This is a genomic window from Thalassobacter sp. 16PALIMAR09 (assembly GCF_000765485.1).
GTDB lineage: Bacteria > Pseudomonadota > Alphaproteobacteria > Rhodobacterales > Rhodobacteraceae > Thalassobacter > Thalassobacter stenotrophicus.
In genome coordinates this window covers 250,148-272,164 of sequence record NZ_JHAK01000002.1, presented here as the reverse complement: position 1 = coordinate 272,164, position 22,017 = coordinate 250,148, and the positions used below count along the sequence as shown (strand labels likewise).

Genomic DNA, 22,017 nt, shown 5'->3' with positions numbered 1-22,017 from the left:
TAGGGATCAGGGGGTGAGGATCGCGTTGTCGATCAGCAGGACCGGCCCGAAATCTGCCGCGAGTAACAGGACCGCATGGGACGCAAGTGGAGCATCGGGCAGTTCGCGGAGATCTGCGGCGCCGCGGATATCTACGGACTGTAGGGTGGCGCGGGGTTCTGCCGTGATTTGAGCGGAGACTTTTGCCGCGATTTGATCGGGTGTGGCCCCCTGTGCGGCCATGGATTGTGCAGTATTGAGCGCCTGTGACAGGACCGTACTGGCGGCGCGATCCTCTGCGGTGAGGCGCAGGTTGCGCGAGGACATCGCCAGGCCGTCGGGTTCACGCACGGTTGCGTGAGCCACGATTTCAACCGGAATTTCGAGATCGCGAACCATCTGCCGGATCACGAGCACCTGTTGGTAGTCCTTTTGCCCAAACCACGCCCGGGCAGGTTGAACCAGGTTGAACAATTTGCTGACAACGGTTGCGACCCCTCGAAAGTGGCCGGGCCGTAGGGCACCCATCAGCATACCTGCGAGTTTGGGTGTCTCAACGATTGTATCCGCGCCTTCGGGATACATCTGCGCGGCTGTGGGGCAGAACACAAGGTCGACGCCTGCGGCCTCTAACTGGGCGAGGTCCTCTGCGAGAGTGTCGGGGTATTTGGCCAGATCTTCGGGATTGCCGAACTGTGTGGGGTTCACAAAGATCGACACGACCACGGCATCGGATGCGGCGCGCGCGGCCTGCACCAAAGCCATATGGCCCGCATGAAGAGCACCCATCGTGGGCACAAACCCGATGTTGGCGGGCAGTAACGCGCGGGCGGCGCGCAGGTCGGATTTGGTGTGAACGACTTTCATGCGCGTCGCTTATCCGGCCCGGTTGCCTGCATCAATGCGGCATGAAGGGCGCAACTTTGACAACAGGTCGTTTTCGGATGGGTTTGCGTCGGGTGGGATTGTGGGCGGCGCGCATTTTTGGACAATGTAGGCGCAACTAGATCTCCGGGAGTGTTGCAATGAAAACGGAAGTAAAAGCCCTCGTTGTTGGCGGTGGCGCCGTGGGCAACGGCATCGCCTATCATTTGGCAAAAGCCGGTTGGTCCGACGTGATGTTGCTGGAGCGCGATGAACTGACCTCGGGCTCGACTTGGCACGCCGCTGGCCTGCTGCCCCTGTTCAACATGAGCTATGCCACAAGCCATATTCACGACTATTCCGTGAAGTTCTACAAATCGCTGGAAGAAGAGACCGGCCTAAACGCGGGCTTTTCCGTGGTGGGCAACTTGCGCATGGCGCAGACCCAAGCGCGCATGGATGAGTACATGTTGTACGCATCCACGGCCGAAACCGTGGGCGTGCCCTACGAGTGGATGACGCCCGCGCAGATCAAGGAGCGGTGGCCATTGGTGTGCACCGAGGACCTTGAGGGCGCGATTTTCCACCCCACCGACGGCTATATCAACCCTGCCGATGTGACGATGGCCATGGCCAAAGGCGCCCGACAGCGCGGCGTCACGATTGAGCGTAAGTGGCAAGTCGATGGCTATGAGTGGAAGGGCGATCACTGGGAGGTCACCTGCACCAAGATGGCCGACAAGGGCGGCAACTTGGTCGCGACCGAGGAACAGGTTGTCGTCAAGGCAGAGCATGTGGTGACCGCCACGGGCAACCACGCCCAACGCACCGCGAAGCTGTTGGGCATCAAATCCCCTGCGATCCCGGTGGAACACCAGTTCATCGTGACCGAACCCGACCCGATGCTGCAAGAATACCGTAAAAACCACGGTGAGCACCCCGTGCTGCGCGATGCGGACGCCAAGTGGTACGTGCGTGAGGAACGCGGCGGCTGGATCCTGGGCCCCTATGAGAAAAACGCCCCTGCGTGTTTTGAATACGGCGTGCCGGACAGTTTCCGCGCGGACCTGTTCCCGCTGGATCTGGAGCGGATCGAAGAAGAATACATGTCCTTCATCCACCGCATCCCCTCGTCTGAGGAAGTCGGCCTGAAGGACGATTTCAACGGCCCGATCTGCTATACCCCCGATGGCAACCCGTTGGTTGGCCCCGCGCCGGGACTGCGCAACATGTGGCTGGCTGAGGGCTTTAGCTTTGGGATCACGGCTGCGGGTGGCACGGGCTATTACCTCGCGCAGATGATGGTTGAGGGTGAGGCGGAGATCGACATGGCGTCGCTCGACCCGAAACGCTTTGGCTCTTGGGTGACGACGGAATATGCCGCGCGCAAGAACGAGGAATCATACGACCACGTTTTCATCCTGCACCATCCGGATGAAGAGCGCCCCGCATGTCGTCCGCTAAAAACTGCGCCAGCCTATGATCGGCAAAAGGCGCTGGGGGCACAGTTTGGCTGCGTCAACGGTTGGGAACGGCCCAACTACTTTGGCCCGCTTGATGCGCCCGATAGCTTTGACCACGACGCACGGTCCTTTCGGCGCGGGGCGTGGTGGGACTATGCCAAGGACGAGGCCCACGCGATCCGTGAGGGCGTTGGCCTGATCGATGCGACAGCCTTTACCAAACACGTTCTGTCCGGCCCCGGTGCTACGCAATTCCTGGATTGGTTCACCACGAACAAGCTGCCCCGCGTGGGCCGTATCAACCTGACCTATGCTTTGACGGCGGCGGGCACCACGCGCACGGAATACACCATCGTGCGCCGGGGCGAGGACAGTTATTACCTTGTGTCCGCTGGCGCGTGGCAGTCCTATGACGCTGATTTCCTGCGGGCTGCCATTGCGGACAAGACCGCTGAATTCGGCGCGATGACCTTGCAGGACGTGACATCGCAATACGGGGTGTTTGCGATTGCGGGGCCAAAATCCCGTGACGTATTGGGTGCCTTGATCAGTGATGCCAACCCAGAAACCGCGTTGTCCAACAAGCGGTTCCCGTGGCTGTCATCGCAGGACATCGAGTTGAAAATGTGCCCCACGATGGCGATCCGCGTGGCCTACACCGGTGAGCTGGGCTGGGAGCTGCACCACCCGATTGAGATGCAGAACTATCTGTTCGACCAACTGATGCAGGCCGGTGAACCCCATGGGCTGAAGCTGGTGGGCGCACGGGCGCAAAACTGGCTCAGGCAGGAGAAATCCTATCGCGCGTTTGGCACCGAATTGGGCCGGGATGCGACGCCGCTAGAGGCCGGGCTGGACCGCTTTGTGGACCTGAACAAGGACTTCCACGGCAAAGCCGCGATGGAGGCCATTGGCATCCGGTCCAAATGTGTCACGCTTTTGGTGGATGGGCCTGCGGATGCTGACCCGTGGGGCCGTGAGGCGCTGTATGCAGGGGATACCAAGGTCGGGCGTTTGACCTCGGGCGGGTATTCACCGGCGTTTGGGCGTTCCATCGGGATGGGGTATGTGCGGCCTGATCTGGCAGAGCCGGGCACTAAGCTGATGGTCAAAATCCAAGACAAGCTATGGCCTGTCGAGGTGACCGTCGACAGCCCCTATGACCCTACGAACGCCACCATCCGCAAGGACGGCTAGGGTAGCTGATACAAAGGCCCGTGGGGCGGCGATGCCGTCCCCGGACGCCCTCGTCGATTAGTCGGCCTTACGGGCAATCAGCATCACATTGTTGGCCGGCATCGGATAGGTTGAGACGCGCAGTTGCAGCGCCTCTAGCACCGAGGCCACGGCGCCAAGGTCCTTGTAGCCAAGCCCCTCATGCCGCGCGAGAAGTTCAGAATGGAAATCGGCATCGCCCTGGGACGTCGTCATTCCTTCACGCAGGAACGGTCCATAGATCGCGAGCATTCCGCTGGACGACAGGCTCTGGCTTGCCTCATCCAGCAAAACGGCCATGTCGGCATCTGTGATCAAGTGCAAAAGGTTGACCACGATCACCACATCCACCGGGCCACGCTGCCGCGCCCACCCTTGGGCACAGGCATCCATATGCACAGGCGGTAGGACGTTTTCGAGGCCCATAACCTTGCGATACGCCTCAATAGACGCACGACGCATGGCGCTGATGTCCGTGGGCTGCCACATCAGCTCGGGGAAGGCCGCGCCGTGCGCTACGATGCGCTGCCCCGTCCCTGACGCGATTTCCAGCACCCGGCCACTGGTGGGCAGGTATTTGGCCAACACATCTTGGATTGGTTTGATGTTCCGTTCCGCTGCGACAGAAAACTTCTGAGCGATGATGTCGTTTGGGTTAGCGGCTGTGTTCGGCGCCCGGTCGGAGGGTTTTGGTGTCATGCAAATCGCTCCGGAGCAAAGGCGTTAACTGTGGTGGCATCTAGTTCCGACGGACGGGCACCGACGATATCCGCCAAAAGGCGAGACGCCGCAGGAGCCGTTTGGAAGCCGTAGCCGCCCTGCCCCGCGCACCATATGAACGAAGGCTCGGCGGGGTCCCGGCCCAGCACAAGACGACGATCTGGGGCAAAGGTCCGCAACCCGGCCCATGTGGACATCGGGCGCGTGACCTCGGGGGTGACGGCCTCTTGGTAGCGGGCCAGCCCTTCGGCCAGCACCATGTCATCGGCGAAAGCGTCCATGGGGGCGCTTGGTTCTTCTTCCGCCGGAGACACCAGCAGCGCGCCAGCGTCGGGCTTGGCGTACCACGTTTCATTTGCGCCGATCATCATGGGATAATCCGCCGTGGGCAGCCCACCCGGAGCGGCAAGCCGCGCCATAGACCGCCGCATCGGCGTCAGGCCCACGGGGGCCACACCGACCATTCCCGCAACACCGTCCGCCCATGCGCCCGCCGCGTTAACCACATGCCGCGCGGTCACTGTGATGGCACCGGCACTAACACGCCATCCGCCCTTGAGCTTCTCAATCGCCGTAACGGTTCGGCCCGTCTCTGTCGCCCCACCAGCGGCGCGGATAGCACGCGCGCCGTCTTGGACCATACGGTCAGTGTCCAGATCATAGGCCTCTGCGTGGTACCCTGCCCCCGCCAACGCGTCCGCATTGAGGATCGGGATCATATCCGTCGCCTCAGACGGACTAAGCGGGGTCAAACCATAAGCCGCGATATCCCGCGCCAGATCATCCGATTGCGCGGGGGTCCCCAAAAACAGCAAGCCCCGCGGCGCGGTATAGCCATTGGCATGATGGACGGGCCCGCTGGCTTTGTTAAGCGCGATCACCTCCGCAAGGCCATAGGATTCCTCAAACAGCGCGGCAGACCGACCCGAGGCGTGATAGCCAAGCGCGGTCTCACCCTCCCACAGATGAACGGAGCCGAGCGCACACAGCGCGGCGCCTGCGGAGGTTCCGGCAATGCCGCCGCCTATAATCAAAAAATCGATATCCATTCCGCCCAGGACAGTACACAAAACAAGAGGTGATCCAACCTATCCAAAAGTTATATCTCAGTTGGGGCCAGTTTCGCGAAACAACATGAAGATTTAGATACTTTTGTATGCTTGGCGAAAACAAAAGGGCGCGCCAGTTTTCACTGACACGCCCCATTGCGCCGCATTTTCAGCGACTAGATCATGACCCGACTCAGTTCGGGATGTCGCCTGTGATGCCTTCGACGTAGAAATCCATCGTCACCAGCTGCACGTCCGTGGCGACTTCACCTTCTGCAAGGAACGGTGTGCCGTCTTGCTTGGTGATAGGGCCCGTGAAGGGGTGGTATGTGCCGTTGGAAATGGCCTCTACCATCGCCAGTGCTTCGGCTTTGACCGAGGCGGGGACTTCGTCTGTGATCTCACCGATAACCACTTCGCCTTCGGGCATGCCGCCCCAGCTTGCAGTTTGCTCATACGTGCCGTCCATCAGCTGGCCAACGCGCTTGATGTAGTAGGGCGACCAATCGTCGATGATCGACGCGATGCGCGGCTTGGGACCGAATGCAGCCATGTCAGAGGCCTGACCAAAGGTGAACACGCGGCCACCGTTTGCGTTGGCTTCCTGTGCGGCGGCCTGTGGTGCAGTGGAATCGGTGTGTTGCAGGATCACGTCAACGCCTTGCTCGATCATCGCTTTTGCGGCGTCGGCTTCTTTGGCGGGATCGAACCATGTGTAGGCCCAGATCACGACCATCTCGACGTCAGGGTTTACCTTGGACGCGTGCAAATAGGCAGAGTTGATGCCTTGGATCACTTCGGGAATGGGGAACGACGCGATGTAACCGATTTTGTTGGTTTCGGTCATGTTACCTGCGATGTGGCCCAGAACGGCGCGGCCTTCGTAGAAGCGCGCATCATAGGTCGAGACGTTGTCGTGCAGGCGTTTGTAACCTGTCGCGTGCTCAAACTTGATGTCTGGGAATTTGGCGGCCACATTGTTCGTGGCGTCCATGTAACCGAAAGACGTCGTAAAGATGATGTCCGCACCAGACAGCGCCATTTGCGTCATCACACGCTCGGCGTCGGGGCCTTCGGGGACGCTTTCTTGGAACACGGTTTCAACCGCATCGCCGAACTCAGCTTCGACAGCAAGGCGGCCTTGATCGTGCTGGTAGGTCCAGCCGCCGTCACCGATGGGTCCGACGTACACAAAGCCGACTTTGGTTTTCTCGTGGCCGTCCGCGAATGCGGTCGTTGCAAGGCCAACCGCCAGTGCGGCCGATGCCAAAAGTTTCGTGAGTTTCATGGGTATCCCCCTGTTGGATGTGCCCCTAGTGAGAGGCATGGAATGATTTGCCAAGATCGGCTGGTGCGTTGTGCGCCGCGCGTTTTCGGTCCGCCGAGATCACGACCAGCACGATGATAGTTATGAGGTAAGGCGACATGGACAAGACCTCTACAGGAATCTTGGCCCCTGCGGCCTGAAGGTTGAGCTGCAAAACCGTGATTCCGCCAAAAAGATAGGCACCCACGATAATCCGACCCGCCTTCCAGCTGGCAAATACCACAATTGCCAGCGCGATCCACCCCGCACCCGCTGTCATGCCTTCGGTCCATGAGGGCACGCGCACAAGGCTCAGGTAAGCGCCGCCAAGGCCCGCACAGCCGCCGCCAAAGGCAATCGCCATCAGCCGCACGCGGATCACGTTGTAACCCAGTGCGTGTGCCGCATCATGGCTCTCGCCGACTGCGCGCAGGATCAGGCCTCCGCGCGTGAATTTCAAAAACGCCCATACCGCGATGACGATAGCGATGGACGCATAGACCATGGCGTCGTGGCGGAACAGGATGGTGCCCAGCACCGGCAGGTCCGACAGCGGCCCGAGGTCCAGCTTTCCAATGCCCGGCGCCTTGATCCCGATGTAGCCTTGGCCCATCAACGCCGACAGCCCCAGACCAAACAGCGTCAGGGCAAGGCCCGTCGCCACTTGGTTCGACATCAAGAACTGCGTCAGCACCCCAAACAGCATCGACAAAAGCGCGCCCCCCGCAGCCGCCGCCACAAAGCCCAGCGGCGCAGAGCCGGTTTCGACCGCGATGATAAAGCCGCAGACCGCGCCCATGATCATCATGCCCTCAACCCCAAGGTTCAGCACACCAGCCTTTTCGACGACCAGTTCACCAACGGCGGCCAACAAAATTGGCGTCGCCGCCACCATGAGAGAGGCCAGCAAAAGAAGCCAATTGATGGAAGACAGGTCCATTACGCGACACCTTTCCGGCCAAACCGCACACGGTAATGCGTGGCCACATCCACCCCTAAAAGGAAAAACAACAACATCCCCTGAAACGCCTGAATAGCCGCCCCCGGGATCGACAGCATAAAGGATGCAAGCTCGCCACCGATATAGGTGAGCGCCATCAACAGCCCCGCAAGCAAAATCCCAATCGGGTGAAGCCGCCCAAGGAACGCAACGATAATCGCGGTAAACCCGTAGCCCACGTTAAAATCGATGCCGATCTGCCCCGCAGGCCCCGTGACCTCAAACAACCCCGCAAGCCCCGCAAGCGCCCCCGATAGCCCAAGGCACACCAGAACCAACAAGCTCGGGTTCACGCCCGCGAACCGGGCCGCGCGCGGCGCCTCGCCTGACAGACGGATATGGAACCCAAGGATGTGCTTGGTGAAGACAACATAGGCGAAAACCACCGCGATCACCGCTGCCATGACACCCCAATGCGCCCCTGTGCCTGCGATCAACTCGGGGTTGGCAGAGGCCTCCCACTGGCTCAGGTTCCGAGAGCCGGGAAATCCAGCGCCATCGGGGTTTTTCAACCACCCAACTGCGGCGGAGGCTAGGATATTCTCGGCCACATAGACCAACATCAACGACACAAGGATTTCATTGGTCCCAAAGCGCACCTTCAAAAGCCCCGGGATCATCGCCCAAGCCCAGCCGCCCAGCGCGCCGGCCACCACCATCAGCGGAAAGATCAGGACCGAGTCCGAAGGGTACAGCGCCAACCCAACGGCCGCGCCGACGATGGCACCCATGATGTACTGCCCCTCGGCGCCGATGTTCCAAATTCCAGCACGGAACCCGAACGAAAGCCCGATGGCAATCAAGATCAACGGCCCCGCTTTTACCAACAATTGCGGCCGCGAAAACGATGCGAATTGCTCATGAAACAGCGGGTCCCAAAAGATCGTGCGCAGCGCTTCAAACGGGTTCTTGCCCAAAATGGCGAACATGATGCCGCCCGCAATCAGCGTCAGGAAAACGGCCACGATCGGGCTGGCCGCCGACCAAGTGCGGCTCGGCGCGGGGCGCTTCTCAAGCCAAATCAAGCCCAGCACTCCAACACAAAACGACCCGGCCGCTCCTTTGTTCCAAAAATACTCAAATTCCCAGCCTCACGCCTGTTCCATCGCGGTGGTCTGCGCGCCACCTAGCATCAATCCGATCTTCTCCATGGTCAGGTCGCCCGTGGGCACCTCCGCGCTCAAGCGGCCTTCATTGAGGGCCGCGAACCGGTCGGATATTTCCATCAATTCATCAAGATCCTGACTGATAACCACCACGCCCGTTCCCTTCGCGGCCAAGTCGAGCATTGACTGCCGGATAAAGGCCGCAGCCGCAGCATCCACGCCCCAAGTGGGCTGGTTCACGATCAAGACCTCAGGCGCTTGCATGACCTCACGGCCAATCACGAATTTCTGCAAATTTCCGCCCGAAAGGGCACGCGCAGCCACACCTGGCCCCGGCGTACGCACGTCAAAGGCGCCAATAACCTTTTCGGCAAATCCCTTTGCAGCGCCCCAGTTCACAAACCCGCGTGACAGCATGCCCTGCCGCCGCGCCGCCGTTAGGGCTGCGTTTTCCGTAAGGCTCATGTTCGGGGCTGCCGCGTGGCCCAGCCGTTCCTCTGGCGCGCTCAGCACGCCGATCCGGCGGCGCATATCAGCGGGTCGCGTACCGATGTCTTCGCCCTCGAAATAGAGCGACCCTTGGGGCAGCTTCCGCTCCCCCGATAGGGCCATCAGCAATTCATCCTGCCCGTTGCCCGCCACACCGCCAATGCCCAGCACTTCACCGCGCCGCAACTCAAATGAGATATTGCGCAGCGGTGTTCCGAACGCACTTGCACTTGGCATCGACAGGTCTTGGGCCTTCAGGATGATGTCACCGGGCGCAGCGCCACCGCTCTTGGGCGGCTTAAGCGAGGTGCCCACCATCAACTCAGCCAGCTCCGAGGCCGTCTTTTCGCGTGGATTGCACCGGGCCACGACCTTGCCCAACCGCAGGATCGTCGCCGCATCACACAAGCTGCGGATTTCCTCCAACTTGTGGGAAATATACAGGATCGCCGTCCCCTCCGCACGCAACTTGCGCAAGGTCGCGAACAGGATATCCACCTCCTGCGGGGTCAGAACCGAGGTTGGCTCATCCATGATTAACAGACGCGGGTCTTGCAGAAGGCAACGGATGATCTCGACCCGCTGACGCTCCCCCGCGCTCAGGTCACCAACCCGACGGTTCGGGTCCAGTGGCAGACCATAGGTGTTCGACACTTCCGTGATCCGCGCAGCAAGCGCGCTCGGCTTGGGCGGGTTCTCCATCCCGAGCGCTACGTTCTCCGCCACGCTCAGCGCCTCAAACAGCGAAAAATGCTGGAACACCATCGCCACACCAGCCGCCCGTGCGGCACGCGGTTCGGGCGGGGAAAAGGGCGTGCCGTTCAGCATCATCGTCCCCGCGTCAGGGCGTACAAGCCCGTAAATCATCTTGACCAGCGTGGACTTGCCCGCACCGTTTTCGCCCAAAAGCGCGTGTACCTCACCGGGCTGGATCGCAAAGGTTACGTCGTCGTTGGCCACAACGCCGGGATAGGCCTTGCGCAGACCGCTCAGGTCAAGAAGGGGCGTTTGGCTCATGTGAATTCCTCTGCTGCGACCGGGTGCGCCGCCGCGGCATAGATTAGGCCAGCGACAACGCCAAGCGCAATGGCCTCCGGGTGCCGTCCCAGCTTTGGATCCCCAATCGGGCAAGTAATTCGGGCAATTGCATCCTCAGCATGCCCCAATTCGCGCAAACGTTTGCGAAAGCGCGCCCATTTTGTTTGCGACCCGATAAGCCCCGCGCTCGCAAACCCGTGGCCCAGCGCCGCATGACACAGTGCGAGGTCCATCGCATGACTATACGTCAAGATCAGGTGATGGGCGTTTTTGGGCGCCAACCCCAACGCTCGCGCCGGGTCCTGCGCTGGCAAACAGCGAACCTTGGGCGCCTCGGGAAAGCGATCGACGCCGGTATCAACCCACATCACGCCAAATCCCGGCTGTAGGCTCAACACATCAACAATCGCCCGCCCCACGTGACCCGCGCCATAAATCCAGACGGGTGTGGCGGGGGCATCAGTGCTCTCGAAAAACCACCCACCCTTGATGCCGGGCAGAGCAAGTGGCGCGGCCGGACGCACAACGCCTGTCTCCAGCGGCTGGGCAACAATCCCCGGGGCAGGCACACTCTCGGGCGTATAAAGCACCGCAGCGATCTGCACCGCCCCACCACAACATTGTCCTAGCTCCGGACCCAGCGCAAAGCGCCGCACTCGAGGCGTCCCATCGCGCAGGGTTTGCAACGCAATCTCTGTCGCGTCCCATTCCAACTGCCCCCCGCCAATCGTGCCGGACTGCCCGCCCGACCAGATCAGCATCGATGCCCCTACCTCACGCGGCGCCGAGCCGCGCACGTCCGTAACAACCACCCGCACGACCCGGCCCGCATGGGCCAGTGCGGCTTGCAACGCCTCAAGGTCGAAACTCATGCCCGGACGGCCTCAATCGCGGCCAACAACCGCTCCGGCGTGGCGGGTGCGTCCAACGCAGGAAAACGATCACCACAGGCGGCCACCGCATCCGACAGCGCCATCAAGGCGGACATGCCCAGCATAAAAGGCGGCTCCCCAACAGCCTTTGATCGATACACCGTGTCCTCACGGTTGGCCCCATCCCACAGATGCACGTTAAACTCAGCGGGCCGGTCGCTAGCGGCAGGGATTTTGTAGGTTGAGGGCGCATGGGTGCGCAGCCGCCCCGCGTCATCCCACACCAACTCCTCCATCGTGAGCCAACCTGCGCCTTGCACAAACCCGCCCTCAATCTGCCCCACATCCAGCGCAGGGTTCAAAGACGCCCCGACATCATGCACAATATCCGTGCGCAAAATGCGGTTCTCACCGGTCAGCGTATCAACAACGACCTCCGTCAAAGCCGCCCCATAGGCAAAGTAATAGAACGGCCGCCCCTGCCCCTTGTCCCGATCCCAGGCGATATCAGGCGTCTTGTAAAACCCAGTCGCCGACAGCGGCACACGCGCTTGATAGGCCGCATTCACCACTTCCGCAAAAGGCCGCGCCTCGCCCTTAGCGATAACCATACCATCCACAAACCGCGCCTGCGGATCACCCAACCAATCTACAATCGCAGCCTTGATCTTGTCACACGCCACCTGCACCGCCATCCCATTCAGGTCAGACCCGCTAGAGGCCGCAGTTGCCGAAGTATTTGGCACCTTGCCGGTATCGGTGGCGGTAATCTTGATTGCCTCAAGACCAACACCAAATCGGTGCGCAGCGACCTGAGCCACCTTTTGGAACAATCCCTGCCCCATCTCCGTTCCACCATGGTTCAAATGCACCGAACCATCTTGATACACATGCACCAAGGCACCCGCCTGATTGAGATGCGTCAGAGTAAACGAAATCCCAAATTTCACCGGCGTCAAACCAAGACCACGCTTCAAGATCGGCTCACGCGCATTCCACGCATCCACCGCCTCGCGGCGTGCCCCATACCCAGCCCGACCCTCAAGGTCAGCAACCAACCCACCTAGACAGAAATCAGACACCTCCTGCCCATAATGCGTAGTATTTCTCTTTGGTTCCGAAATATCCCGGGGGGGTCCGGGGGGGCTGGCCCCTCCGGCCTCGTCATAAAAATTAACGCGCCGTACGGCTAAGGGATCGCGTGCCAAATGATGGGCGACATGCTCGATCACGCGCTCAATCCCAAGCATCCCCTGAGGGCCACCGAACCCGCGAAAGGCGGTCGCGCTCTGCGTATGCGTGCGCAGACGGTAACTCGTGATCTCGACCGCAGGCAGAAAATAGGCATTGTCAGCATGCAGCATGGCCCGGTCCGCGACCGGCAAGCTCAAATCCTGCGCCCAGCCGCACCGGACGAAATGCGTGAACCGCACGCCTAGCAGCCTGCCGTCATCGTCAAACCCCACTTCATAAGCGACCCGCGCATCATGCCGTTTGCCCGTGACCATGAAATCGTCATCACGATCATAACGCATTTTGCAGGGGCGCCCCGTGCGGGAGGCGGCAATGGCACAGGCAATGGCCAGCGCATTGGCTTGGCTCTCTTTACCGCCAAATCCACCACCCATGCGGCGGACCTCGACCCGGACAGCATGCATAGGCACGCCCAAAGCATGGGCCACTTTGTGCTGCACTTCCGTAGGGTGCTGAGTTGAACTGTGCACAACCATATCGCCGCCCTCTTGCGGCAACGCGAGGGCGGCTTGGCCCTCAAGGTAAAAATGCTCCTGCGCGCCCATCTCAATCGCACCGCTCAGGCGGTGGGGTGCAGCTTTTAAGGCCGGATCCAGATCACCACGGGCATAAACCCGCGGACCGCCGTCAAACCAGCTTTTGGCAGCCATTGCGTCCTCAATACTAAGGATCGCCTGGGCGGGCGTGATATCTGCGCAGACCAAGGCCGCCGCTCTGCGCGCATTCAGGTGGCTATCGGCCACAACCATACACAGCGGCATCCCTAGGAACTGGACTTCACCCGTACACAAAAGCGGCTCATCATGGACAGAGGGCGAGCAGTCCGGCATGGGCGAAATATCATCGCCTGACCAAACGCCGTGAACCCCCTGCGCGGCGCGCGCAGCCGTTAGGTCCAGGCCGTTTAACCTGCCGTGGGCCACGTCCGACAAGGCAAAGGCGATGTGCAACGTGCCCTTGGGTGTGGGGATGTCATCTACGTAGCGCGCAGCACCCGTTACATGAAGCGCGGCTGCATCGTGGGGGAGGGGTTTGGCAACGCTCATGATCGGACCTCCAACACGTTGGTTCGGTGACCTGAATGTTCCGCCATGATCCGCCGCAGCATGTTTTGCGCGGATTTCAGCCGGTACTGCGCGCTGGCCCGCATATCAGATAGCGGATCAAAATCACGCGCGAAGGCGTCGATCGCAGCATCAACGGTCGCCTCGGTCCAAGGCTGCCCCGTGAGAGCAGCCTCCACCTGCGAGGCCCGCTTTGGAGTGCCCGCCATGCCCCCGAACGCAATCCGAGCGGAGGCAACACGGCCATTTTCGATCACTAAATTGAACGCACCGCACACTGCTGAGATGTCTTGGTCGAACCGCTTGGACAGCTTGTAAACATGCAGGGTGTCGGGTTGGCGCGGAATGCTGACAGCCTCGACAAATTCACCGGGTGCGCGGTCTTGCTTCCCATACTCGATGAAGAAATCCTCAAGCGGGAGGCTGCGCCGTGTGTTTGCGTGCCGCAAATGCAACGTGGCCCCAAGCGCGATAAGCGCGGGCGGGCTATCGCCGATAGGCGAGCCGTTCGCGATATTGCCGCCGATGGTCGCAGCGCCCCGCACTTGCTCAGAGCCGTAGCGGCGGATCATCTCCGCGAAGGCGGGATGGTAGCGCGCCATCACGGGCCGTAAATCGCGCAGGGTTACGCCTGCGCCGATCCGGATTTCGCTATCATTAATGGAGATTTCTTGCAGGTCTGCACAACGGTTCAAAAAGGCCACAGGCCCTAATGAGCGATGTTGTTTGGTCACCCACAGCCCGACGTCGGTGGCACCCGCGATGAGGGTGCCTTTGGGGTGAGCGGCGTACCACTCGGCCAGCGCATCGATTGTTTCGGGGTGGGCATATGGGGGCTCTGCCCCCCGGCTATTCGCCTCCCCCTGGGATATTTCGGAACCAAAGAGAGGTTTGATGTGGGGGGGAACGGGGGCGTTTTCGATGGATTTGGCGGCGCGCAGGATCGGCGCGTAGCCGGTACAGCGGCAGAGGTTACCAGCGAGTTGGTCGTCGTGGTCCGTCGCGCCGTTAACATGTGCCGTAGCCATCGAGACCGCGAAACCAGGTGTGCAAAAGCCGCATTGGCTGCCGTGATGGGTAACGAGGGCGTCTTGAGCCGGGTGGGGTGTGCCATCTGGGGCGGCGAGGCCTTCGACCGTTGTGACGGTTTTACCGTCGATCTGTGGTAAAAACAGGATGCAGGCGTTTAATGCGCGTGCACCTTGGGGGTCTGTCACCATGACCGTGCAGGCGCCGCAATCGCCTTCGTTGCAGCCCTCCTTGGTGCCGGTCAGGCCGCGGTCCTCGCGGAGCCAATCAAGAAGTGTAACCGTCGGGTCGCTTACCGAAACCCGGGTGGTTTCTCCGTTCAGAAGAAACGTGATCTCCATATTATATGCCCGCCGCGTTACTCGGTTAATGACCTCCGGTCGTGCGCTGTCGATGCGGCGTAGAGAGCGCGGGAGGAACTGCCCACAGGAAAGCGGGCGTTTGGGCTTCTTGCAAGTGCTTTCACGCTTTTCCAAGGGGCGCACCCTACATATGGTGGCGGCATGGCACAAAAACCGCGATTCATTCACCTGCGTTTGCACACGGAATACTCACTTTTGGAAGGGGCTGTGCGGCTAAAGAAGCTGCCGGGCCTGTGTGAGATGGCTGAGATGCCTGCCGTGGCGATCACTGATACGAACAACATGTTCGCCGCACTTGAGGCCTCAGAGGGCCTAAGCAAGGCGGGCGTGCAGCCGATTATCGGCTGTCAGTTCGATGTGATGTATGATCCCGCCGAGCCCGGCCAGAAGCCACGCAACCCTGCGCCGATGGTTTTGCTGGCGCAATCCGAGCTAGGCTATGAAAACCTGATGAAGCTGAACTCATGCCTGTACCTTGAGCGGCCCGAGATGCTGCCGCAGGTGACGGTAGATGAGTTGGAAAAATACGCCGCTGGAGTGATTTGCCTAACCGGTGGACCGGATGGGGCCTTGGGACGGCTGATTGACGGGGGGCAAATGCCCAAGGCCGAGGCGCTGCTGACGCGCCTCAAGGCCGCTTTTGGCACCCGTTTGTATGTTGAATTGCAACGCCACGGTGGTGTCCACCCGACAGAGGCAGAGACGGTCGAGCTGGCCTATGCCCACGACCTACCGCTGGTCGCGACCAACGATGTCTATTTCCCCAAAACTGAGATGTATGAGGCGCATGACGCGCTGATCTGTATCTCGGAGGGGGCATATGTCGATCAGCAGGCTAACCGCCGCAGGCTAACCGCGGAGCATTATTTCAAATCGCAGTCCGAGATGGTCACCCTGTTTGCGGACCTGCCCGAGGCGATCGAAAACACCCTGGAGATCGCCAAGCGGTGTGCCTTCAAAGCCTACAAGCGTGACCCGATCCTGCCCAAATTTGCCGATGATGAGGTCGCCGAACTGCGCCGGATGGCGAATGAAGGCCTGCAAAAGCGGCTTGCGGTGATCCCCCATGCCGCCACGCTTGAGGAATACCAAGCGCGGCTCGACTTTGAGTTGGGCATCATCGAGGGCATGGGCTTTCCGGGCTATTTCCTGATCGTTGCCGACTTTATCCAGTGGGGCAAAGATCAGGGCATCGCCGTGGGGCCTGGCCGGGGGTCGGGCGCGGGGTCGCTTGTGGCTTATGCGCTAACGATTACTGACCTTGATCCGCTGCGATATTCGCTGCTGTTTGAGCGGTTCCTGAACCCTGAGCGGGTATCGATGCCCGACTTCGACATCGACTTTTGCATGGATCGCCGCGAGGAGGTGATCCAATACGTGCAGGAGAAATATGGCCGGGACAAAGTGGGCCAGATCATCACCTTTGGTGCGCTTCTGTCCAAGGCTGCGGTGCGTGATGTGGGCCGGGTGCTTCAGATGCCTTATGGTCAGGTGGATCGTCTGTCCAAGATGATCCCGGTGGAGGGCGTGAAGCCTGTGTCCATCGAAAAGGCGCTGGCCGATGAGCCGCGCTTGCGCGAGGCCGCCCGTGACGAGGAAGTCGTGGCACGCTTGCTGAACTACGGCCAGCAGGTTGAGGGGCTATTGCGGAACGCGTCGACCCACGCCGCCGGTGTTGTGATTGGGGACCGTCCGCTGGACGCGCTTGTACCGCTCTATAAAGACCCCCGCTCGGACATGCCCGCCACCCAGTTCAACATGAAATGGGTTGAGCAGGCCGGGTTGGTGAAGTTCGACTTTCTGGGTCTAAAGACCCTGACGGTGATCGAAAACGCGATTGAGATCATCCATGCGCAGGGGCGCGAAATTCACCTTGGTGCGGATGGGACCGAGCTATACGTGCCCGCGCCCGGCACTGAGGGCGACATCAACGCGATCCCCTTGGATGATGAGGCCAGCTACAAGCTGTATTCCGACGCGCGCACCGTTGCCGTGTTTCAGGTGGAATCGAGCGGCATGATGGACGCGCTGCGGCGCATGAAACCCGACTGCATCGAGGATATCATCGCGCTTGTGGCGCTGTACCGGCCCGGCCCGATGGAGAACATCCCCAAGTTCTGTGAGGTCAAGAACGGCAAGAGCGAACGCGACAAGCTGCACCCGTCGATCGACCACATCCTAGATGAGACGCAGGGCATCATCGTTTATCAGGAACAGGTGATGCAGATCGCGCAGGAAATGGCCGGCTACAGCCTTGGCGGCGCCGACCTGTTGCGCCGCGCGATGGGTAAAAAGATCCAAGAGGCGATGGACGCCGAACGCCCCAAGTTCCTTGAAGGCTCAGCCAAGAATGGCGTCGACAAGGCCAAGGCTCTTGAGGTGTGGCACCTGCTCGATAAGTTCGCCAACTACGGCTTTAACAAATCGCACGCCGCCGCCTACGCGGTGGTCAGCTATCAGACGGCATGGCTTAAGGCGAACCATCCGGTTGAGTTCATGGCCGGTGTGATGAACTGCGATATCCACCTGACGGATAAGCTGTCGGTTTATGCCGAAGAGGTCCGCAAGCCCACCGAACGGGGCGGGCTTGGCCTGACGATTGTGCCGCCATGCGTGAACCGCTCGGATGCGCGGTTCTCCTCCCGGGAGGGGCACCTGATCTATGGGTTGGGCGCATTGAAGAATGTCGGCGTGGATGCGATGGAGCTTGTCGTGAAGGGACGCGATGGCAAACCCTTTGCCACGCTGTATGACTTTGCCCGCCGTGTGGACCTCAAGCGGGTTGGCAAACGCCCGCTTGAAATGCTCGCGCGGGCTGGGGCGTTTGATGAAATCGATGCCAACCGCGCTCGCGTATTGGCCAATCTGGATGGGTTGGTCGGATACTCCGCCGCGATCCATGAGCAGCGCGCGTCAAACCAAGTCTCGCTCTTTGGGGAGGCGGGCGACGACCTGCCCGAACCGCGTATGCGTGAGCTGAACGATTGGCTGCCCGCAGAGCGTTTGGCCGAGGAATTCAAGGCCATCGGCTTCTATCTGTCCGGGCACCCTCTGGATGACTACATGCCCGCGCTGCGTCGCAAGGACGTCAAAACCTTGGCCGAGATCATGGATTTGACCCGTGGCGGCCCGTTGGTGGCACGAATGGCCGGTGTTGTGGCCGGACGACAGGAACGCAAATCCGCCAAGGGCAACCGCTTTGCGTTTATCCAACTCAGCGACCCGACCGGTCAGTTTGAGGCAACGATGTTCTCAGACACGCTTGAGGCATCGCGCGACCACCTTGAGACGGGCAATCGTATCACCGTACAGGTTGAGGCCACGTTGGAGGCAGATCAGCTCAAGCTGCTCGCGCGCGGTGTGACACCCGTGGATGACGTGGTCGAAATGGGCCAAGGCCCCATGGGGCTGCGTGTTTTCGTCGATCAGACTGAAGCGGTGAGCTCTGTCGCCAACCTGTTGGAGCGGATGAAAACCGAAAGCAAAACCAAAGGGCGTGCGCCGGTGCACCTGTGCCTGATGGCTCCTGACCTGCCCGGTGAGGTGGAGGTGATCCTGCCTGAACCCTTCCCTGTTTCGCCCCAAATCAAAGGCGCGCTAAAATCGCTGCCCGGTGTGTCGATGGTTGAAGAGGTCTAGGGCCTAGACCTCAATCCACGGGGATGGCGGTGGTTTTGAACACCGTCTTAAGCGCAAAGCTGGACTGCAACTGCGCGACCCCGGGCAGCCGCGCAAGCGATTGCCGGTGAATGCGCGCGAAATCCTCAGTGTCTTTGGCGACTACCTTGAGCAAGTAATCATAGCGCCCGGTCATCAGGTGGCATTCCAGCACGTCGGGGATCAACGCGACCTCTTTTTCGAACCGATCCAACAGCTCATCCGCCTGCCCGCTAAGGCTGATCTCTACAAACACCGTGGTTGAGCGCCCAAGTTTTCGCGCATTCGTGAGAGCAACATAGTCCCGGATCACCCCCGCCTTTTCCAACCGCTGAATACGCCGATGGCACGCGGAGGGGGATAAATGCACGATCTCGGACAATGCCTGCATGGAGATTCGTCCATCCCGCTGCAAACATGTCAGCAGACGACGATCAATTGCGTCCATTTCTTCATTCACAACATTTGATCCCGATTGAATAACGTATAACGCAAAAATTTTGCGTTTAGCTATCCTGACACGCCGATCAATTCAAAGCAATTGCCTTCGGCCTCTCCTATTGTGCGAGCAACGAGACTCAACGATGCGTTTAGGGAGAACATCACAATGCTCATCGGCTGCCCAACAGAGATCAAACCCCAAGAATTCCGCGTCGGCATGACGCCAGCTGCGGCCATGGAAGCCGTCCGTCATGGGCACGAAGTCGTGATCCAAGCCGGTGCCGGTACAGGCGCAGGCTTTGCAGATGCCGACTATGTGGCCGCTGGCGCACGCATGGCTGACACCGCGGAAGAAATCTTTGCGACAGCCGACATGATCGTAAAGGTCAAAGAACCCCAAGCGGTTGAGCGCGCGATGTTGCGCGAGGACCAACTTCTGTTCACCTACCTGCACCTTGCACCCGACCCCGAGCAGACCCACGACCTGCTGAAATCCGGCGCGACCTGCATCGCCTATGAAACCGTCACCGACGCACGTGGCGGGCTGCCCCTGCTGGCGCCCATGTCCGAAGTGGCGGGACGTTTGGCCCCACAAGTCGGCGCCTACACACTGCAAAAGGCCAACGGCGGCCGCGGCGTCCTGCTGGGCGGCGTACCCGGCGTGGGCCCTGCAAAGGTAGCCGTGATCGGTGGCGGCGTTGTGGGCACCCACGCGGCCCGCATCGCGGCAGGTATGGGCGCGGATGTGACCGTGCTGGACATGTCGCTTGACCGGATGCGGTATCTTGATGATGCCTTCGGCTCTGTGTTCCGCACGCGCTACGCATCCTCCGGGAACACCGCCGAGCTGGTCGCAGAGGCCGACATGGTTATCGGTGCGGTTCTCGTGCCAGGCGCTGCGGCCCCCAAGCTGGTATCGCGCGCACAATTGTCCACCATGAAGCCGGGTGCGGCCATCGTGGACGTCGCAATCGACCAAGGCGGTTGCTTTGAAACATCTCGCGCCACGACCCACGCCGACCCAATCTATGACGTGGACGGGATCATGCACTACTGCGTGGCCAACATGCCTGGCGCGGTTGCCCGCACATCGACCATCGCCCTCGGCAATGCCACGATGCCGTTTATGATCGCCTTGGCGAACAAGGGCTGGCGCGAGGCCTGCCTGGCCGATCCGCACCTGCGCAACGGCCTTAACGTGCATGCCGGAAAACTGACCTATGCCGCAGTGGGTGAGGCGCTGAACCTCGCAAGCGTCGATCCAAGCTCGGTCTTGGCCGCTTAATTGCGAAACATCATAGTTGAAATAGAAAAGGCCCGCCGGATTGGCGGGCCTTTTGCTTAGTTGGCTTTTGGCTCAGCTAGCCTTTTGCTTGGCTAAGGCGTCCCGAATTTCCAAAAGAACATCAATTTCAGAAGGCCCCTTAGGCGCTTCCTCTTTGATCTCAGGCTCTTTTTCCGCAGCAGCTTTCACGCGGTTCACAGTCTTAACCAACATGAACACAACAAAAGCCACGATTAGGAAATTGATCACTGCCATGATGAAATTCCCGATGGCAAAGACCGGTGCACCTGCTTCCTGCGCGGTGCTCAAGGATGCATATGTCTCCCCATCGAGCGAGTAGAACCAACCCGAGAAATCGATCCCCCCAGTAAAGAGCGCAATCAGAGGATTAATCAAATCCCCGACCAATGAGGTCACAATCGCAGTAAACGCGGCACCAATGATAATCCCCACCGCCATGTCCATGACGTTGCCTTTGGCAATGAATTCTTTGAATTCGTTAAGCATCTTTTCCCTATCCCTTTTGCTCACAATGTAACGGCGCTGTTCGTGTTCCCCAAACACCACCGCATACCACTCTGTCCAAAAACGCACAGGTGTCACGCCTTTTGTCCCAAGAAAAAGAGGCTAGGTGTAGTTCCAACCCAAGGAGACACTCATGTCGTTCATTACAAATCACCCCATTAACAACCGCTGGCCCACATCTGATCCGTCGAAATTGCAACTCTATTCTTTTCCCACGCCAAACGGGGTCAAAGTATCCATCGCCCTCGAAGAAATGGGCATCCCTTACGAACCGCATCTCGTCACTCTTTCCGACAGCGACGTCAAAAGCCCCGAGTTTCTCGCGCTCAATCCCAACAACAAAATCCCAGCGATCATTGATCCCGAAACCGAAACCGCACTATTCGAAAGCGGTGCAATCCTCCTGTACCTTTCTGAAAAGTCAGGAAAATTCGGTGGAAACACACCGACTGAAAAGGCCCGCATCACACAGTGGCTCATGTTCCAGATGGGTGGTCTTGGCCCCATGTTTGGTCAGCTTGGTTACTTCAGCAAATTCGCAGGCGCCCAGATAGAAGACCACCGCCCCCGGCAGCGCTACGTCGACGAAGGCAAGCGGCTTTTAGCAGTGTTAGAGGCTCAGCTAAGCACACGCGACTGGATTGCAGGGGAGTATTCCATCGCTGATATGGCAATCGCGCCTTGGCTACGCGCGCTCGATTTCTATGGCGTAAAGGACACTGTCGGGTGGGATAACCACCCAGCCCTTATCGCATATCTTGAGCGATTTCTCGCCCGTCCCGCCGTGCAAGTCGGGCTCAACGTGCCCGACCGCGACGGCTAACGCACGTTAACCGGGCAACTTGCCGGTTAACACGTAGTTCAAGATTTCAACCACTTGCCGCGGCTCTTCACACACCGCAAGCGCCGCGGCATCCACCTCTTTCAGAGGGTGCTGATGTTCCGCCCCGTGCAGAATGATCAGTGATTTCCCCAACGCTGCAGCATACCCTGCATCAAACGCGGCGTTCCACTGCTTGTATTTCTCACCAAACCGCACAACGACGACATCGGCATCCGAAATACCCTTGCGGGTCCGGATCGCATTAACCATCGCGCCTTTATGATCGTGCCAATACTTGTTCGGCTCCGCACCCAAAATCGCGACACCACAATCGTCGCTCGCGTCGTGATCCGTCACCGGGCTCTCAAACGTCACATCCAACGCGGCAGCCCCTTCCGTGATCTGCTCGCGCCAATCGGTATGAATTTCGCCCGACAAATAAACCTTCAACGTCATCTCAAACTTCCTCCGCTTCT

17 protein-coding genes are annotated in these 22,017 nt (G+C 59.9%); 4 read left to right on the top strand and 13 right to left on the bottom strand.

Annotated elements, in window-relative coordinates; translation table 11 throughout:
• Positions 1-6 precede the first annotated feature (6 nt).
• Positions 7-846, bottom strand: coding sequence for a pantoate--beta-alanine ligase (gene panC, locus PM04_RS05250; RefSeq protein ID WP_038004372.1), 840 nt, complete (start codon positions 844-846; stop codon positions 7-9).
• A 158-nt stretch (positions 847-1,004) separates the two neighbouring features.
• Here panC and PM04_RS05245 point away from each other — a divergent pair, with 158 nt between their 5' ends.
• Positions 1,005-3,503: an FAD-dependent oxidoreductase gene (locus tag PM04_RS05245; RefSeq protein WP_038004370.1), complete on the top strand. Its 2,499-nt coding sequence runs from the start codon at positions 1,005-1,007 to the stop codon at positions 3,501-3,503.
• Positions 3,504-3,560: 57 nt separating this feature from the next.
• On the opposite strand, the gene PM04_RS05240 is transcribed toward PM04_RS05245, so the two are convergent.
• From PM04_RS05240 to xdhA, 9 genes are all read right to left on the bottom strand, one after another.
• Positions 3,561-4,220: a DUF938 domain-containing protein gene (locus PM04_RS05240; RefSeq protein ID WP_038004369.1), complete on the bottom strand. Its 660-nt coding sequence runs from the start codon at positions 4,218-4,220 to the stop codon at positions 3,561-3,563.
• On the bottom strand, positions 4,217-5,290 hold the full coding sequence (locus PM04_RS05235; RefSeq protein WP_038004366.1) for an FAD-binding oxidoreductase: 1,074 nt from the start codon (positions 5,288-5,290) through the stop codon (positions 4,217-4,219). The genes PM04_RS05240 and PM04_RS05235 overlap by 4 nt, the downstream gene beginning before the upstream one ends.
• A 193-nt stretch (positions 5,291-5,483) precedes the next feature.
• A complete protein-coding gene (locus PM04_RS05230) occupies positions 5,484-6,578 on the bottom strand; it encodes a BMP family ABC transporter substrate-binding protein (protein ID WP_038004363.1) in 1,095 nt (364 codons plus the stop codon).
• Positions 6,579-6,603: 25 nt separating this feature from the next.
• Positions 6,604-7,536, bottom strand: coding sequence for an ABC transporter permease (locus tag PM04_RS05225; protein ID WP_038004361.1), 933 nt, complete (start codon positions 7,534-7,536; stop codon positions 6,604-6,606).
• Positions 7,536-8,621: an ABC transporter permease gene (locus tag PM04_RS05220; RefSeq protein ID WP_038005113.1), complete on the bottom strand. Its 1,086-nt coding sequence runs from the start codon at positions 8,619-8,621 to the stop codon at positions 7,536-7,538. The genes PM04_RS05225 and PM04_RS05220 overlap by 1 nt, the downstream gene beginning before the upstream one ends.
• 66 nt (positions 8,622-8,687) lie before the next feature.
• Positions 8,688-10,208 carry an ABC transporter ATP-binding protein gene (locus PM04_RS05215; RefSeq protein WP_038004359.1) on the bottom strand — a complete coding sequence of 507 codons (1,521 nt, stop codon included), beginning with the start codon at positions 10,206-10,208 and terminating at the stop codon, positions 8,688-8,690.
• Entirely contained in the window at positions 10,205-11,101 is an 897-nt protein-coding gene (gene xdhC, locus PM04_RS05210) for a xanthine dehydrogenase accessory protein XdhC (protein ID WP_038004357.1), read from the bottom strand. Before xdhC ends, PM04_RS05215 begins: the two co-directional genes overlap by 4 nt.
• Entirely contained in the window at positions 11,098-13,401 is a 2,304-nt protein-coding gene (gene xdhB / locus PM04_RS05205; RefSeq protein WP_038004356.1) for a xanthine dehydrogenase molybdopterin binding subunit, read from the bottom strand. Before xdhB ends, xdhC begins: the two co-directional genes overlap by 4 nt.
• Positions 13,398-14,789 carry a xanthine dehydrogenase small subunit gene (gene xdhA, locus PM04_RS05200; protein ID WP_038004354.1) on the bottom strand — a complete coding sequence of 464 codons (1,392 nt, stop codon included), beginning with the start codon at positions 14,787-14,789 and terminating at the stop codon, positions 13,398-13,400. The genes xdhB and xdhA overlap by 4 nt, the downstream gene beginning before the upstream one ends.
• A 162-nt stretch (positions 14,790-14,951) precedes the next feature.
• Between xdhA and dnaE the strand changes: the two genes are divergently transcribed.
• The gene (gene dnaE / locus PM04_RS05195; protein WP_038004351.1) at positions 14,952-18,449 is read left to right on the top strand and encodes a DNA polymerase III subunit alpha; all 3,498 of its coding nucleotides are present in this window, start codon (positions 14,952-14,954) and stop codon (positions 18,447-18,449) included.
• A gap of 10 nt (positions 18,450-18,459) precedes the next feature.
• Here the strand turns inward: dnaE and PM04_RS05190 are convergent, their stop codons facing one another.
• Positions 18,460-18,915 carry an Lrp/AsnC family transcriptional regulator gene (locus PM04_RS05190; protein WP_038004350.1) on the bottom strand — a complete coding sequence of 152 codons (456 nt, stop codon included), beginning with the start codon at positions 18,913-18,915 and terminating at the stop codon, positions 18,460-18,462.
• Between the two features lie 159 nt (positions 18,916-19,074).
• Here PM04_RS05190 and ald point away from each other — a divergent pair, with 159 nt between their 5' ends.
• Complete coding sequence (gene ald, locus PM04_RS05185) at positions 19,075-20,193, top strand: alanine dehydrogenase (protein WP_038004348.1); 1,119 nt, start codon at positions 19,075-19,077, stop codon at positions 20,191-20,193.
• A 72-nt stretch (positions 20,194-20,265) separates the two neighbouring features.
• Here ald and mscL read toward each other — a convergent pair whose 3' ends face one another.
• The gene (mscL, locus tag PM04_RS05180; protein ID WP_038005110.1) at positions 20,266-20,700 is read right to left on the bottom strand and encodes a large conductance mechanosensitive channel protein MscL; all 435 of its coding nucleotides are present in this window, start codon (positions 20,698-20,700) and stop codon (positions 20,266-20,268) included.
• A 151-nt stretch (positions 20,701-20,851) separates the two neighbouring features.
• On the opposite strand from mscL, the gene PM04_RS05175 reads away from it, so the two are divergent.
• Positions 20,852-21,541 (top strand): glutathione S-transferase family protein, encoded by a 690-nt coding sequence (locus PM04_RS05175; protein ID WP_038004347.1) that lies wholly within the window; start codon positions 20,852-20,854, stop codon positions 21,539-21,541.
• A 6-nt stretch (positions 21,542-21,547) separates the two neighbouring features.
• On the opposite strand, the gene PM04_RS05170 is transcribed toward PM04_RS05175, so the two are convergent.
• Positions 21,548-21,997, bottom strand: coding sequence for a YtoQ family protein (locus PM04_RS05170; protein ID WP_038004346.1), 450 nt, complete (start codon positions 21,995-21,997; stop codon positions 21,548-21,550).
• Positions 21,998-22,017 lie beyond the last annotated feature (20 nt).

Coding starts and splice junctions, on each gene's coding strand:
- PM04_RS05240 (WP_038004369.1), bottom strand. CDS start 4,220: ATGACACCAAAACCCTCCGACCGGGCGCCGAACACAGCCGCTAACCCA.
- PM04_RS05245 (WP_038004370.1), top strand. CDS start 1,005: ATGAAAACGGAAGTAAAAGCCCTCGTTGTTGGCGGTGGCGCCGTGGGC.
- xdhA (WP_038004354.1), bottom strand. CDS start 14,789: ATGGAGATCACGTTTCTTCTGAACGGAGAAACCACCCGGGTTTCGGTA.
- PM04_RS05225 (WP_038004361.1), bottom strand. CDS start 7,536: ATGGACCTGTCTTCCATCAATTGGCTTCTTTTGCTGGCCTCTCTCATG.
- PM04_RS05235 (WP_038004366.1), bottom strand. CDS start 5,290: ATGGATATCGATTTTTTGATTATAGGCGGCGGCATTGCCGGAACCTCC.
- PM04_RS05215 (WP_038004359.1), bottom strand. CDS start 10,208: ATGAGCCAAACGCCCCTTCTTGACCTGAGCGGTCTGCGCAAGGCCTAT.
- xdhB (WP_038004356.1), bottom strand. CDS start 13,401: ATGAGCGTTGCCAAACCCCTCCCCCACGATGCAGCCGCGCTTCATGTA.
- mscL (WP_038005110.1), bottom strand. CDS start 20,700: ATGCTTAACGAATTCAAAGAATTCATTGCCAAAGGCAACGTCATGGAC.
- PM04_RS05190 (WP_038004350.1), bottom strand. CDS start 18,915: ATGGACGCAATTGATCGTCGTCTGCTGACATGTTTGCAGCGGGATGGA.
- dnaE (WP_038004351.1), top strand. CDS start 14,952: ATGGCACAAAAACCGCGATTCATTCACCTGCGTTTGCACACGGAATAC.
- xdhC (WP_038004357.1), bottom strand. CDS start 11,101: ATGAGTTTCGACCTTGAGGCGTTGCAAGCCGCACTGGCCCATGCGGGC.
- ald (WP_038004348.1), top strand. CDS start 19,075: ATGCTCATCGGCTGCCCAACAGAGATCAAACCCCAAGAATTCCGCGTC.
- PM04_RS05170 (WP_038004346.1), bottom strand. CDS start 21,997: ATGACGTTGAAGGTTTATTTGTCGGGCGAAATTCATACCGATTGGCGC.
- PM04_RS05230 (WP_038004363.1), bottom strand. CDS start 6,578: ATGAAACTCACGAAACTTTTGGCATCGGCCGCACTGGCGGTTGGCCTT.
- panC (WP_038004372.1), bottom strand. CDS start 846: ATGAAAGTCGTTCACACCAAATCCGACCTGCGCGCCGCCCGCGCGTTA.
- PM04_RS05175 (WP_038004347.1), top strand. CDS start 20,852: ATGTCGTTCATTACAAATCACCCCATTAACAACCGCTGGCCCACATCT.